The sequence below is a fragment of the Photobacterium sp. BZF1 genome (genome assembly GCF_014349205.1).
GTDB lineage: Bacteria > Pseudomonadota > Gammaproteobacteria > Enterobacterales > Vibrionaceae > Photobacterium.
On the sequence record NZ_JACSOF010000035.1, the window covers coordinates 1 to 13,480 of the forward strand.

General features: G+C 48.8%; 14 protein-coding genes. 6 read left to right on the plus strand and 8 right to left on the minus strand.

Annotated features, from left to right (window positions below; all coding sequences use genetic code 11):
- Positions 1–358 precede the first annotated feature (358 nt).
- The 6 genes from BIZ37_RS09830 to gmhB all read right to left on the minus strand — a co-directional run bounded on the left by BIZ37_RS09830 (position 359) and on the right by gmhB (position 6,797).
- Positions 359–1,195, minus strand: coding sequence for an ABC transporter ATP-binding protein (locus BIZ37_RS09830; protein ID WP_187461358.1), 837 nt, complete (start codon positions 1,193–1,195; stop codon positions 359–361).
- 24 nt (positions 1,196–1,219) lie between these two features.
- The gene (locus tag BIZ37_RS09835; RefSeq protein ID WP_187461359.1) at positions 1,220–2,086 is read right to left on the minus strand and encodes an ABC transporter ATP-binding protein; all 867 of its coding nucleotides are present in this window, start codon (positions 2,084–2,086) and stop codon (positions 1,220–1,222) included.
- A gap of 12 nt (positions 2,087–2,098) precedes the next feature.
- Positions 2,099–3,934: an extracellular solute-binding protein gene (locus BIZ37_RS09840; protein WP_187461360.1), complete on the minus strand. Its 1,836-nt coding sequence runs from the start codon at positions 3,932–3,934 to the stop codon at positions 2,099–2,101.
- 35 nt (positions 3,935–3,969) lie between these two features.
- Positions 3,970–5,013, minus strand: a complete 1,044-nt coding sequence (locus tag BIZ37_RS09845; protein WP_187461361.1) for an ABC transporter permease — start codon at positions 5,011–5,013, stop codon at positions 3,970–3,972.
- A gap of 2 nt (positions 5,014–5,015) precedes the next feature.
- Positions 5,016–6,041 (minus strand): ABC transporter permease subunit, encoded by a 1,026-nt coding sequence (locus BIZ37_RS09850; protein ID WP_187461362.1) that lies wholly within the window; start codon positions 6,039–6,041, stop codon positions 5,016–5,018.
- Between the two features lie 201 nt (positions 6,042–6,242).
- Complete coding sequence (gene gmhB / locus BIZ37_RS09855) at positions 6,243–6,797, minus strand: D-glycero-beta-D-manno-heptose 1,7-bisphosphate 7-phosphatase (protein ID WP_187461363.1); 555 nt, start codon at positions 6,795–6,797, stop codon at positions 6,243–6,245.
- A gap of 335 nt (positions 6,798–7,132) precedes the next feature.
- Between gmhB and metN the strand changes: the two genes are divergently transcribed.
- From metN to BIZ37_RS09870, 3 genes are all read left to right on the plus strand, one after another.
- Complete coding sequence (gene metN / locus BIZ37_RS09860; RefSeq protein ID WP_107301058.1) at positions 7,133–8,167, plus strand: methionine ABC transporter ATP-binding protein MetN; 1,035 nt, start codon at positions 7,133–7,135, stop codon at positions 8,165–8,167.
- The gene (locus BIZ37_RS09865; RefSeq protein WP_107301057.1) at positions 8,157–8,843 is read left to right on the plus strand and encodes a methionine ABC transporter permease; all 687 of its coding nucleotides are present in this window, start codon (positions 8,157–8,159) and stop codon (positions 8,841–8,843) included. The genes metN and BIZ37_RS09865 overlap by 11 nt, the downstream gene beginning before the upstream one ends.
- Before the next feature lie 96 nt (positions 8,844–8,939).
- Positions 8,940–9,755 (plus strand): MetQ/NlpA family lipoprotein, encoded by an 816-nt coding sequence (locus BIZ37_RS09870; protein ID WP_187461364.1) that lies wholly within the window; start codon positions 8,940–8,942, stop codon positions 9,753–9,755.
- Positions 9,756–9,848: 93 nt separating this feature from the next.
- Here BIZ37_RS09870 and ykgO read toward each other — a convergent pair whose 3' ends face one another.
- Both ykgO and BIZ37_RS09880 read right to left on the minus strand, forming a co-directional pair.
- Positions 9,849–9,992: a type B 50S ribosomal protein L36 gene (gene ykgO / locus BIZ37_RS09875; RefSeq protein ID WP_187461365.1), complete on the minus strand. Its 144-nt coding sequence runs from the start codon at positions 9,990–9,992 to the stop codon at positions 9,849–9,851.
- A 1-nt stretch (position 9,993) separates the two neighbouring features.
- Positions 9,994–10,257, minus strand: coding sequence for a type B 50S ribosomal protein L31 (locus BIZ37_RS09880; RefSeq protein WP_107301054.1), 264 nt, complete (start codon positions 10,255–10,257; stop codon positions 9,994–9,996).
- A gap of 137 nt (positions 10,258–10,394) precedes the next feature.
- Here BIZ37_RS09880 and tsaA point away from each other — a divergent pair, with 137 nt between their 5' ends.
- The 3 genes from tsaA (at position 10,395) to BIZ37_RS09895 (ending at position 13,479) form a co-directional block, all read left to right on the plus strand.
- Complete coding sequence (gene tsaA, locus BIZ37_RS09885; protein WP_187461366.1) at positions 10,395–11,099, plus strand: tRNA (N6-threonylcarbamoyladenosine(37)-N6)-methyltransferase TrmO; 705 nt, start codon at positions 10,395–10,397, stop codon at positions 11,097–11,099.
- Between the two features lie 182 nt (positions 11,100–11,281).
- Positions 11,282–12,997, plus strand: coding sequence for a proline--tRNA ligase (locus BIZ37_RS09890; RefSeq protein WP_187461367.1), 1,716 nt, complete (start codon positions 11,282–11,284; stop codon positions 12,995–12,997).
- A 128-nt stretch (positions 12,998–13,125) separates the two neighbouring features.
- On the plus strand, positions 13,126–13,479 hold the full coding sequence (locus tag BIZ37_RS09895) for a hypothetical protein (RefSeq protein WP_187461368.1): 354 nt from the start codon (positions 13,126–13,128) through the stop codon (positions 13,477–13,479).
- The last annotated feature ends 1 nt before the right edge of the window (position 13,480 follow it).

The window sequence follows — 13,480 nt, forward strand, 5'->3', positions numbered from 1 at the left end:
GCCGATACTCTTCTTAAAAAGAAGCGAATCGATTTGGTCACTCAGTTTCATTGATAATTCTTTTGTTGACTATCATTTCACGAGTGCCCACACAGATTGTGTGGTCAAATTGTTAAAGAACAATACTGATTGGTTAGCGGCTTAAGTTGCCGTTCTCCGTGTCAGTGAGGCGGCATTATAGAGACTTGATTCATTCTGACAAGGCCTAAATCAACAAAAATTGCCCCAAACAAACCGTTCGACTACTTTTTAACCCAAAGCTGTTTATTTTGAGTAAAAACCAGCTCGAATGGCGCTGAGAGAAATAAATAAAATGAAAAACGGAGCGTAATCAACGCTCCGTTTTTCATCTACCCAATTACGCTACATTGGAGCTATTCCCCGTTCGCCTCTTACGTTTCCTGTCTTTTGGGTGAGTGATAGGGATTGCCGAAAGTAATTTCTTGGTGTACTCCGCTTGCGGGTTGGCATAAATCTCCCTAGCATCGCCCATTTCAACGATTTTGCCGAAATACATTACCGCAACCCGATCGGAAATATGCTTAACCACCGAGAGATCATGGGAAATGAAGATAATCGCTAGGTTCATCTCCTGCTGGAGCTGCAGCAGTAAATTGAGGATCTGGGCCTGAACCGAGACATCGAGAGCCGATACTGATTCATCGCAAATAAGTAGTCTGGGTTTAAGTGCAATAGCCCGGGCTATCCCTATTCGTTGTCGTTGCCCTCCCGAGAACTCATGGGGATACCGATTAGCGGCTTCTTCAGGCAAACCGACTTTCACCAATAGCTCATTCACCCATTGCTTCCGTTCAACGGGCGTGCCGATATTGTGGATGATAAAAGGCTCTTCCAAAATCATACCTATAGTGTGGCGCTGGTTAAGCGACTCCATCGGATCTTGAAAGATAATTTGTAGCTCCTTACGTAGCGGACGCATTTCTCTGGTAGAGAGCTGGGTAATATCTTTGCCTTCAAAGTAAATCTTACCTTCGGTTGGCTCATAGAGTTTGAGGATCGTCCGTCCAAGTGTGCTCTTACCACAACCTGACTCTCCCACCAGCCCGAGAGTTTCCCCCTGAGAAATAGAGAAAGATACCCCGTCGACGGCTTTAACGGTGTAGCCTCTTTTGAATATCCCCTTGCCCGAGACAAAGTGCTGCTTGAGGTTTTCTATCCTTAGTAGCTCGGTCATTACATCCTCTCTTTGTCGCTCAGCCTAGCCCTTAAATTCAGGGAACAAGGTAATATCTATGGGTTTAATCTCTATGGGCTGTTTGGGTTCGCTATCCAAACTCGGCATTAACCCCATCAGTCGCTCGGTATAAGGGTGCTGTGGGTTATCGAACAACTCAAAGATATCGGCAAACTCCACCACTTTACCCCCATACATTACGGCAACATCATCACAGATCTCTGCCACAACCCCGAGATCATGAGTAATGAAGATCACAGACATCCCGGTATCCAGTTGAAGCTCATAGATCAACTCCAGTATCGAAGCCTGCACCGTTACATCCAGCGCCGTTGTTGGCTCATCACAAATAAGTATGTCAGGTTTACATGCCAGCGCCATGGCGATCATGACACGCTGGCGCATACCGCCTGATAAATTATGTGGATACTCCTTTAGCCTTTTTTCCGGCATCGGAATTTTGACCTTCTTGAGCATTTCAAGAGAGTACTGGCTTCTCTCCCCACGACTTAATTCTGGCCGGTGTAGTTCGAGCACTTCGTTTAACTGGCTACCTATCGAATGCACGGGATTGAGCGCGGTCATCGGATCTTGGAAAATCATCGCGATACGGTTACCCCGCATGGCATACATTTCTTGGGGGGGCAAGGTTACCAAGTCTGTGCCGCGATATAGAATTTTACCGCTCACGACTTTTCCGTAGGGTTTCGGCAGCAGGCCCATGATCGACATTGCGGTGACACTTTTGCCACAGCCTGACTCGCCAACAATCCCCAACGTCCTGCCCATACGGACATCAAAATTGACGCCATGGAGAATTTTGACGACCCCATCATCCGTGGTGAACTCCGTTTCCAAATCACGCACACTTAAAATCACATCATCTTGCATACGCTACTGACCTTACAGCTTATAGGCATCATCGATCACTGTGATCGGCTCGAACGTTTTGCCTTTTTTCATGGCTGATTGCGTGGCTTTTTTTTCATCTTCATCAATCCAGAAGGTGGCCAGGTCAACCACAGAGAACATGACTTCGGTGTTTTTTGTCATGGCAGGGGTAGGATACTTCATCCAACGCCAGTACCCTTCACGGGTGTATGGCACCATATATCCAGGGACAATCAGGTATTCATCCGTAACGATTTTCTGGATTTGATGGGAAATGGCCTGCTTCTTTTCCAGATCGAATTCTTTGCTATAGCTATCAATCAACTCATCCATCTCTGGAGAGCGGTAGTTGGTATGGTTGTTGGTTTGCGGCTTGGCATTCACAGAATGTAGGTATTCCCAGTAAGCTGGGATCTCCCCACCACTCATATTGAGGAAAGCCAAGTCGTGTTTCTTCTCTAGCACATATTTAAAAGCAGAAGAGCCATCGATCAGGTTCAAGGTGAATTCCAAGCCTGCTTGCTTTGCCTGCTCTTTGAGATAAGCAATTCGAGGGGTATGGGGCTGGAAGCTATAGGTAATCGCAAAACTCAAACGCTTACCACTCGCGTTGACCCGGATGCCGTCCGGCCCAATTTTGTCAAAACCAGCCTTGTCAAAATACTCTGCCGCCAGTTTAGGATCGAACGCAGGTGGTTTATTGTCACTACGGTCATAACCGCCATGGCCGAAGCCCATACCGTGCGGCTTACGCGAATAATCACCTCGCAGCACATTGGCAATCATGCCATCAAAATCCGTCGCGTATGTCACACCCGCACGCACATTACGGTCATCCAGCAGTGGTTGGGCTGTATTCATCCACAATCCACCCGCTCCCTGTACAACCTGGTTGAACCCCCAAAACTTATGGATATAACCATCCTGGTACGGTTTGGTATTGGCTTTTTCATGCCACAGGCTTGGCAGTACCAGGCCGAACGTATCGAGATTGCCTTTTTCAAAGTGCTTGCGAGCAATGTCGCTATCACGGATCACGGTGAAGCGGACTTTTTCCACATTGTAGCGGTTTTGGTAGTAACGGTTGCTGTATCCCCACCAGTCTTCTCCGACATGCTTGAAGGTCACGCTCTTGCCTTTTTTGACCTTATCCATGTAATAAGGCCCGGTCGTCGGCTCACTTTTGAAGTTGTAGCGGCGGACGAAGTCATCATCGATACCGTCATTGTTCTCGTCTTTTTTGGGCTTAAAGAAGTGCTCAGGGCGAGGTTGAAGGCCGTTGCTTGGCAGGTTTATCTGCAGCATCAACTCATCATCCGTCAGTTTCACTGCGGACTTAACGGCAATAGTGAAATCATCAAACTTAATGACATCCTGGATTTTGTTGGTGAAAAAGTCGTTATACCACGGCGAAACGATATCTTTAGAGCGGTAGTACTTCAACATGAACAAGTAATCATCGGCGGTCACCTTTTCGCCGTCAGACCAGCGGGCTTTGGGATCCAGCTTGAAGTAAACGGTTTGGTTGTCATCACCAAATGCCCACTCGCTGGCAAGCTGTGGGATCCACTTCCCGGTGTTCGGGTGGCGAGCAGCCAATTTCGGTACCCCATCCATAAAGTAATGGCGCAGCCCAGAGTTTGAATCCGGACCGACACTGCGTAGCGTCTGTGGGAAGCTCGCCATATGGGTACGTAAAGTGCCACCAAACTTGGCTTTTGAAGAAGCAAACAAAGGCTCTTCCATGTTTGACTCCCACGCCAAACCAGCAGGTAACTCAGCAGCCTGCACGTAACTACCGAGTGCAGTAAGTAACGCAACAGCTGAAATGTTGAGCATGTTTTTCATATCAATATCCTTATTCCGACAACTGCAAGCCAAGATTAAACATAACGGGTAAATTTCTTCGGATCGAAGGCGGCCCGTATCGCCTCACCGATAAAGGTCACCATGACCAACACCAAGACAATCGCACTGACAACCGACGTGACTATCCAAGGCGAGTCCAGGTTCGATTTGCCTTGCTGGAGTAACTCCCCCCAACTCGGTGTGGGTGGCATAAGGCCTAGGCCAAGGTAGTCCAATGCGGTAAGGGCGGTAATGTTTGCCGCGATGGTAAATGGTGCCAGCGTCACAATCATTACCATGGTATTTGGCAGAATGTGATTAAAAACGATCCGCATGGTCGAAGCGCCTAGCGCTTTCGCCGCCATCACATATTCCCGGGCCGACTCTTTGTAGGTCATGGTCCTCATGTACCAAGTCATCCCCATCCAGCCAAACAACACATTAATCGCAACAAACAAGGCGAAGGTCGGCTGGGTGATCGACACCAGAATCATGATCACATAGAGGAAAGGCACCATTGACCATATCTCTATTAAGCGTTGGACAAACAAATCAAACTTGCCACCGAAAAAGCCCATGGCACAGCCGACAGCCGTTCCTATCGCATAGGAGATAACCATAGTGATCAACGCAAACCCCATCGCTGTGCGAAAGCCATAAGCAAGACGAGCAAGGATATCGCGGCCTATTACATCCGTGCCTAAATAGTGCTTGTCGGTAACACTTGGGGCTGTCGGTGGAAAATCACCCGAGAAGTCCTGCTCATAAGGATTCCACGGTACCAACGGCATAATGACGAAATTGTCACCGCCTTGTTCAGTGAACGCTTTTTGCAATTGCCGGTAATCCGCTTCACCGGCAGCGGCCTGGCCAAAATCCGTCGCCAAACGAACATCCGATAAAACAGGAAAGTTGTATTCACCGTTATATTTCACCACCAAGGCTTTGCTGTTGATCAGTAACTCAGCAAACAGTGACATGACCAACAGGCACGACAGCAATAGGAAAGACCAATATCCACGTTTGATTTCTTTGAAGCGCTTGATCTTTTTTAGTGTTAGCGGGTTTAACTTCAACATGATCAGGCTCCAAACTTCACTCGAGGATCGACCAAGGCAACACAAATATCCGAGATAATATTGCCCACCAGCAACATGGCTGCATTGATGGCGACAATCCCCATCACCACCGGGTAATCACGCTCAATAATCGATTCATAGCCAAGCAAACCAATACCATCAATATTGAAAATCACCTCAATCAAGAATGAACCTGTCATGAAAAAAAGCAGGGAGTTGCCAAAGTGACTGGCAATCGGGATCAGGCTATTGCGCAGGGCATGCTTACGAACGGCCTTCTTGAACGGTAACCCCTTCGCGATTGCGGTACGGATGTAATCCGATGAAAGGTTTTCCATCAGGTTATTTTTCATCGTCATTGTCAGGGTGGCAAAGTCACCAATGAGGTAACAGATCAGCGGTAGCACGGCATGCCACATCACATCCTTGGCCCGCTCCAAAAAAGTCTCGTAATCATCGAAGTCATCACCGACAAATCCCCCCATCGGGAACCACTCAAGGTGATAACTGAACAACGTAATAAGTAGGACCCCGACAACATAACCGGGCAAGGCATAACCAATAAAAATTAATATCGATGAACCGGAATCAAACACCGAGCCATGTTTGAGGGCCTTGTAGTAGCCAAGGGGAATAGAAATAAAATAGCTGATAAAAAATGTCATGCCGCCGTAGAACAGCGAGACCGGCAACCGCTCGGCAATCATATCGGACACAGGTTCGTAATAACGGGTAGACTCACCGAAATCCAACACCATTAATTTCCCGATCCAGTCGGTGTAGGCTTCTATGACGGGTTTGTCCAAACCATAAAACGCATTCAACTCGGCGATTTGATCTTCGGATAACGCCGAGTTACCCCCTGCTGATGTCATGGCCGCAGCCCCGTCTCCCTGGGCCTGCATATTGGCCAGCATCCGTTCAACCGGCCCTCCCGGGACTAGGCGGGTAATGGCAAAGATAAGGATGGTGATCCCCAGAAACGTCGGGATAACCAAAGCCAAACGACGCAAGAAATACGACAGCACGTGTTAACTACTCCATGTTAAACAGGCAAAGTATATAACCTCGATACCACCATTTACCAATGGCGATAAAACAGCGTCGAAAAACGACTGGTTAATTTAACTTTATAATAACAATGGCGTAGAGGAAGAGATTTAGCAGGAAAAAGATAAAACAAAGGCCGCGAATGCGGCCTGGATAACAAAGCAATGTTGGGCGCTGGATTACCGTGCAGCCAACCAAGCTGGTACATCAACCACACTATCAAGCACAACGTCTGCCAATTGTTCGCCCTCATCAGTTACAGGCTTGCCGGTTCGGACCAGAATTTTGGTTCCTACCTCAGCCGCCGCAGCAGCTTTAATATCATCGGCTTTGTCGCCGATCATTACCGAGCCAGCCATATCGATCTTGAGGAAATCACGGGCAGAGATAAACATGCCAGGTTTTGGCTTGCGGCACTTGCAATCCTGCAGGTAATCACCCTTACCTTCCGTTGGGTGGTGTGGGCAGTAGTAGATACCGTCGAACTCGACACCGTTGTCGACAAAATTCCAGTCCATCCATTCGGTCAGGGTCAGGAACTCATCCTCGGTGTACATGCCACGGGCAATGCCGGACTGGTTAGTAACCAACACCAACATGTACCCCATCGCCTTAAGTTTCTTACAGGCTTCAAACACACCCTCGACATATTCGAAATCATCGGTAGTGTGGACATAACCGTGATCGATATTAATCACGCCATCACGGTCAATAAAAACTGCTGGTTTGGCCAAGCGTCAGCCCTCTGTCTCGCTGTATTCGTTATGCCCCAAATTATGGCACGGCTGGCAACGGGATTCACCTGTTTCTCTCAACCCTATAAAGAAGAACAACCTATAATACTCACACTGGCATTATGGCTATAAAGCCATTTAGACGTCCAGACGTAAAAATATCTATTGACTTCATTTATGTTAGCCCATAGCATCAAAGCCATAGATGCAATTGGCAGACAGGCTTCAAGCATCAATAAAATAATGCAAATGCAATACACAACATAACAATATACCGGTCGCAGCCATTGATGGGCGTGCCCGTCATCAACACGGTATAGGATTTGGGAAAAGCGATGATAGAAATAAACAGAGTCAATAAAGTCTTCTATCAGGGGGCCAAGGAGATCCACGCACTGCGTGACATCAACCTGACCATTGAGCAAGGCACTATTTTCGGGGTAATTGGTTCTTCCGGTGCCGGTAAGAGTACCCTGATCCGTTGCGTCAACCTGCTTGAACGCCCAACCAGCGGCCATGTCATTGTCGATGGTACCGACCTGACCCAGCTATCAAACCAGCAGCTGACCCAGGCCCGCCGTAAAATCGGCATGATCTTCCAGCACTTCAATCTGCTGTCATCCCGTACTGTTTTCGACAACGTTGCCCTGCCACTCGAGCTGGCCGGAAGCAGCAAAGCCGCTATCAAAGCCAAGGTCGATGAACTGCTAGAGTTGGTTGGCTTGGCTGACAAGAGCGAGTCTTATCCGTCGAACTTGAGTGGCGGACAAAAGCAACGTGTGGCGATTGCCCGTGCGCTTGCTTCTGATCCTAAAGTGCTGCTGTGTGACGAAGCTACCAGCGCCCTAGACCCTGCGACAACCCAGTCGATCCTGACACTGCTTAAAGAAATCAACCGCAAGCTTAACCTGACCATTTTGCTGATCACCCACGAAATGGACGTGGTAAAAAGCATCTGCTCCGAAGTCGCGATCATCGGTGGTGGCGAGCTGGTCGAGAAAGGTCCGGTCGGCGACATCTTCGCCCACCCGAAAACGGAGTTGGCACGCGAGTTTATCCGCTCGACCCTGGATCTCTCCATTCCGGAAGACTACCGTGCCCGGATGGTTGAAACCCGCGTCGACAACAGCTACCCGCTGATCCGCCTTGAGTTTACCGGTGCGTCAGTCGATGCCCCACTGATTTCCCAGGTGGCTCGCGAGTTCAATATTGATATCAGTATCCTGAGCTCAGACATGGATTACGCCGGTGGCGTCAAGTTCGGTCTGATGCTGGCCGAGTTCTTCGGAACCGAACAAGCGGCAGAACAAGCCATTAACTTCCTTCGCGATCACAAAGTAAATGTAGAGGTATTGGGCTATGTTGCTTGATTCAATCACCACCTGGTGGACCCAGAACGAACGTTTGGTTGATCTATTGATTGACGCCCTAGGCCAAACCCTGATCATGGTCTTTGCTTCTGGCCTTATCGGCTTTTTGATCGGTATCCCGGTCGGTGTTGCCCTGCACCTGACCAAGGCAAATGGTCTGCTGGCCAATCCAGCACTCAACAAAGCGCTGGGTATCGTGACCAATATTGGCCGCTCGATCCCATTTATTATCCTGCTGGTCGCAATTATCCCGTTCACCCGTTTCGTAGTGGGCAGTTCAATCGGTACGGCAGCAGCTATCGTGCCATTGACCGTCGGGGCTATTCCTTTTATCGCCCGTCTGGTTGAAGGTGCACTATTGGAAGTCCCTACCGGCTTGGTAGAAGCGGCACAGGCAATGGGTGCGACCCCACGCCAGATCATTAGCAAGGTACTGCTGCCTGAAGCGCTACCGGGCATCATCAATGCAGTAACGATTACGCTTGTGACCTTGGTAAGCTACTCGGCAATGGCCGGTACTGTCGGTGGCGGTGGCCTCGGTGATGTCGGTATCCGCTACGGCTACCAGCGTTTTGACGGTACCGTGATGCTCATTACCGTCGTGATGCTGGTTATCCTGGTTCAGCTTATCCAGTCAGCCGGCGACCACTTGGTCAAACGCTTCGACCACAGGTAACAAGCGGCACGAAAACACACAACATCGATAACAAACAACAGAATAAACATATTCCATCTAGTATTACGGAAAACCCCAGTTTTAAGGAGAAGTAACATGGCTTTTAATTTGAAGAACCTATTCGCCGTCGCCGGCCTGGCATCAGCATTGGTACTGACCGGTTGTGGTGAGAAAGAAGCAGTGGTTGATAACAGCAAGGTTAAAATTGGGGTTATGGCTGGCGCTGAAGAGCAAGTCGCAGAGATTGCAGCAAAAGAAGCCAAGGAAAAATACGGTCTGGATGTCGAGCTGATTGCCTTTACCGATTACGTGTCACCAAATGCAGCTCTGGAAGAAGGCTCTATCGATGCCAATGCCTTCCAGCACAAGCCATACCTTGACCAGCAGATTACCGACCGTGGCTACAAGTTTGCTGTTGCCGGTAACACCTTTGTTTACCCGATTGCGGCCTACTCAAGCAAAATCGAATCTATCGATGAGCTAAAAGACGGTGACCAGATTGCAGTACCAAACGATCCAACCAACCTTGGTCGTTCACTACTTCTACTTGAGCAACAAGGCCTGCTTAAGCTGAAAGAAGGTGCTGGCCTGACAGCAACAGTACTGGATATTGTTGAAAATCCTCAAAACCTAAGAATTGTCGAGCTCGAAGCTGCCCAACTTCCTCGCTCGCTAGACGATGTTCAGCTTGCTATCATCAACACCACCTACGCCAGCAGCATCAACCTAACACCTGAGCGTGACGGTGTATTTGTTGAAGACAAAGAGTCTCCATATGTGAACCTGATTGTTGCCCGTGAAGACAATGTTGATGCAGAAAACGTCCAGACTTTCATCAAGGCATACCAGTCTGACGTGGTTTACGAAGCAGCAAAAGAAATCTTCCAAGGTGGCGTAGTTAAGGGTTGGTAAGTTACCTCCCCTATAACTGTTTATCCCATCTAGAAACACGAAAGCCCCTCAATTGAGGGGCTTTCGTACTTTATACCTAGCCATTCTTATCATTTATTTTTTCTTTTTAACCCTACCCTGCACGGCTTTTAGGCGTGGGTTCGACTTACAGATAACATAAATTCGGCCACGGCGTCTCACAACTTGGCAATCACGCTGGCGGTTTTTGGCACTTTTCAACGAACTCAATACCTGCATCTTATTTTCCTTTCTTACCGCCAAACTGGCCAAAGCGGCGGTTAAAGTTAGCCATACGGCCTTCCGAACTGATCACTCGTTGCTTACCGGTATAAAACGGATGGGACTCCGAAGAAACATCCAACGTGAAGTAAGGGTACTCCTTGCCATCTTCCCAAGTGATGGTTTTATCGGTTTTCAGCGTAGAGCCAACTACAAAATACTTATCAACACTGGTGTCGTGGAACACCACAGGGCGATACTCAGGATGAATACCAGCTTTCATTTTGTTTTCCTCAAATCACAACAACACACAAGATATGTTATAACATACCACTTGATAACCATTCTCAACAAGCGCTAATTGCTTTTTTATGGTATTTTCTGCGTCAAATGAACTAGGCCACCAGTCAGCGAAGCAAAATGCACTACCAAATTGAACCTATCGGCATTGTCCGCTCCCCCTACAAAGAAAAATTTGCCGTCCCACGCCAGCCGGGGTTGGTTCCCAGTGCACGCTCTGAAATCGTCCTTCAAGGTGAGGCCAATGCCCTTGAGGCTGTTCGCGGGTTAGAACAGTTCAGCCATTTGTGGCTTCTGTTTTTGTTTGATCAAAATTTGGAAGCAGGCTGGCGGCCAACCGTTCGCCCACCACGCCTTGGTGGTAATGAACGCATTGGGGTGTTTGCCAGCCGGGCAACCTTCCGCCCCAACGGTATCGGGATGTCTGCGGTTGAATTAATTGGAGTTCGACAGCAAAGCAGCAATGTCATCATTGAACTGGGCGGCGTTGATTTGGTCGACGGCACCCCAATCGTGGATATCAAGCCCTACATCCCCTACTCCGATAGCCTGCCCCATGCCCATGGCGGGTTTGCCGATGGCGAGCCGATAACCTTGCCGGTGGTCTTTAGCGAAAAAGCAGAAAGCCAGTTCAAAGGAAAACAACTGGCCCGCCAGCGTATGGTCATTACAGAAGTTCTCGCGCAGGACCCTCGCCCGGCCTACAAGAAAGGCAAAGAAGACAATAAGGAATATGCCGTCCACCTGTTCGACTACAATGTTAAGTTCACGGTTGCCAACGATGTGGTGACCGTGACGGCACTGGATAAACCGATAACCAAATAATCGACAAAGACGAGGCAAATAACCCAAGGCTATCGATTTAGGGGCATTTTCCCCGCTGTGGCTATCCAATCCCTTTGGCTAACGGCCAATTGGCTGGTAGTATATGCGGTTACCGCCTATATAGGTGGCTGGGGCCTGTCCCCCACATTTCTAATTTTCATCTAAACAAACGGATACCATCAATGCGTACCAGTAACTATCTTCTTTCAACTCTGAAGGAGACTCCAAATGACGCAGAAGTTGTTAGCCACCAGCTAATGCTTCGTGCAGGTATGATCCGTAAGCTGGCTTCAGGTCTTTACACCTGGCTGCCTACAGGTCTGCGTGTTTTACGTAAGGTCGAGAACATTGTTCGCGAAGAAATCAACAATGCAGGTGCTGTTGAGACTTTGATGCCCGTGGTTCAGCCGTTCGAACTATGGGAAGAGACAGGCCGATCTGAAAAGATGGGTGCTGAGCTACTTCGCTTTACTGACCGTCATGAGCGTCCGTTTGTACTTAGCCCGACAGCTGAAGAAGTGATCACTAGCCTTGTGCGTAACGAAGTGAGCTCTTACAAACAGCTGCCGCTGAACCTGTACCAAATCCAGACTAAATTCCGTGATGAACGCCGTCCACGCTTCGGTGTAATGCGTGCACGTGAATTCAGCATGATGGATGCATACAGCTTTGACATTGACAAAGAAGGCCTACAGAAATCTTACGATGCGATGCACGAAGCATACTGTAAGGCATTCGACCGTATGGGTCTTGACTACCGTCCAGTACTGGCAGATACCGGTGCTATCGGTGGTAGCGGCTCTCACGAGTTCCACGTATTGGCTGAAAGCGGCGAAGACTTGATTGCCTTCTCTACCGAGTCAGAGTACGCAGCAAACATCGAAAAAGCAGAAGCACTAGCGCCTGCGACTGAGCTGGCTGCGCCAACTCAGGAGATGACACTGGTTGACACGCCAAACGCGAAAACTATCGCAGAGCTTGTTGAGCAGTTTGACCTGCCAATCGAAAAAACCGTTAAGACGCTATTCGTTAAAGCTTCTGACGAAGTCGACGCAGAACTGGTTGCCCTTATCATCCGTGGTGATCACGAGCTAAACGAAGTTAAAGCAGAAAACCTTAAAGACGTTGCTTCTCCACTAGAGATGGCAACCGAAGAAGAAATCCGCGCCCTAATCGGTGCTGGCCCTGGCTCCCTGGGTCCTGTAGGCCTAAAACTGCCGTTCATCGTTGACCGCTCTGTGGCGGTAATGAGCGACTTCGGCGCTGGTGCTAACGTTGACGACAAGCACTACTTCGGTATCAACTGGGGGCGTGATGTTGAGTTGGGTCAGGTAGAAGATCTGCGTAACGTGGTTGAAGGTGACCCAAGCCCATGTGGTAAAGGTACTATCCAGCTTAAGCGCGGTATCGAAGTGGGCCACATCTTCCAGCTGGGTACAAACTACTCAGAGAAGATGAACTGTGGCGTACTTGGTCCTGACGGCAAGAACGTAATCCTAGAAATGGGTTGTTACGGCATCGGTGTATCCCGTGTGGTTGCTTCTGCGATTGAGCAGAACAGCGACGAAAACGGCATCATCTGGCCTGACGCGATTGCTCCGTTCCAGGTATCTATCGTACCGATGAACATGGCAAAATCAGCTGAAGTGAAAGAAGCGGCTGAGAAGCTATACGCTGACCTGACTGCTGCTGGTATCGAAGTACTATTCGACGACCGTAAAGAGCGCCCTGGCGTTATGTTTGCTGACCACGAGCTGATCGGTATCCCGCACACTATCGTGATCGGTAACCGCAGCCTAGAAAACGGTGAGATGGAATACAAAGACCGTCGTGCCGGCACCAAAGAAGGTGTTGCTGTGGCAGATATCGTTGAGTTCATTAAGCAGAAAATGGCTTAATCGCAATACGATTTAATTCTCAAAGGCCTCCCTCGTGGAGGCCTTTTTGTTTCAATTTTCTGTATTGGCAAATGATCTGCCAAAGGATATTGTACTACCTAGCAAGTACACACATTCGAAGGCAACCAATGAATACAGAAAACGCCCAGCAATTACATTTGGCCCATAACACCAGCCAACAAGCCAAACTCGAATCGGATAAAGCACTTCAATCTGTCACTGACTTTATTATCACAACGCTCAAGCAAATCGACCAACCCGCTTTTGACAAGGTAACCGACATCAAGCAAGGTAACCTTTACGATCGCTGTTGGGGCATTCACTCTGCCATAGAGCAGGCACACCCAAATGCCGCCAACATGTTGTTCAATGCTGTTCGCACCGCCGAGTTGCTTAATGAGGCCTGCTCCAGCGCCCGCCGTACCCTTGATGACTTCGAGCATGCCTGCGCAATGAAAGCAAAAATACTGGCTTCCAAGTAGC

Excerpts from the sequence above, each read along its gene's own strand:
- BIZ37_RS09830 (WP_187461358.1), bottom strand. The coding sequence starts at position 1,195 with ATGACCGAGCTACTAAGGATAGAAAACCTCAAGCAGCACTTTGTCTCG.
- BIZ37_RS09835 (WP_187461359.1), bottom strand. The coding sequence starts at position 2,086 with ATGCAAGATGATGTGATTTTAAGTGTGCGTGATTTGGAAACGGAGTTC.
- BIZ37_RS09840 (WP_187461360.1), bottom strand. The coding sequence starts at position 3,934 with ATGAAAAACATGCTCAACATTTCAGCTGTTGCGTTACTTACTGCACTC.
- BIZ37_RS09845 (WP_187461361.1), bottom strand. The coding sequence starts at position 5,013 with ATGTTGAAGTTAAACCCGCTAACACTAAAAAAGATCAAGCGCTTCAAA.
- metN (WP_107301058.1), top strand. The coding sequence starts at position 7,133 with ATGATAGAAATAAACAGAGTCAATAAAGTCTTCTATCAGGGGGCCAAG.
- BIZ37_RS09865 (WP_107301057.1), top strand. The coding sequence starts at position 8,157 with ATGTTGCTTGATTCAATCACCACCTGGTGGACCCAGAACGAACGTTTG.
- BIZ37_RS09870 (WP_187461364.1), top strand. The coding sequence starts at position 8,940 with ATGGCTTTTAATTTGAAGAACCTATTCGCCGTCGCCGGCCTGGCATCA.
- ykgO (WP_187461365.1), bottom strand. The coding sequence starts at position 9,992 with ATGCAGGTATTGAGTTCGTTGAAAAGTGCCAAAAACCGCCAGCGTGAT.
- BIZ37_RS09880 (WP_107301054.1), bottom strand. The coding sequence starts at position 10,257 with ATGAAAGCTGGTATTCATCCTGAGTATCGCCCTGTGGTGTTCCACGAC.
- tsaA (WP_187461366.1), top strand. The coding sequence starts at position 10,395 with ATGCACTACCAAATTGAACCTATCGGCATTGTCCGCTCCCCCTACAAA.
- BIZ37_RS09890 (WP_187461367.1), top strand. The coding sequence starts at position 11,282 with ATGCGTACCAGTAACTATCTTCTTTCAACTCTGAAGGAGACTCCAAAT.
- BIZ37_RS09895 (WP_187461368.1), top strand. The coding sequence starts at position 13,126 with ATGAATACAGAAAACGCCCAGCAATTACATTTGGCCCATAACACCAGC.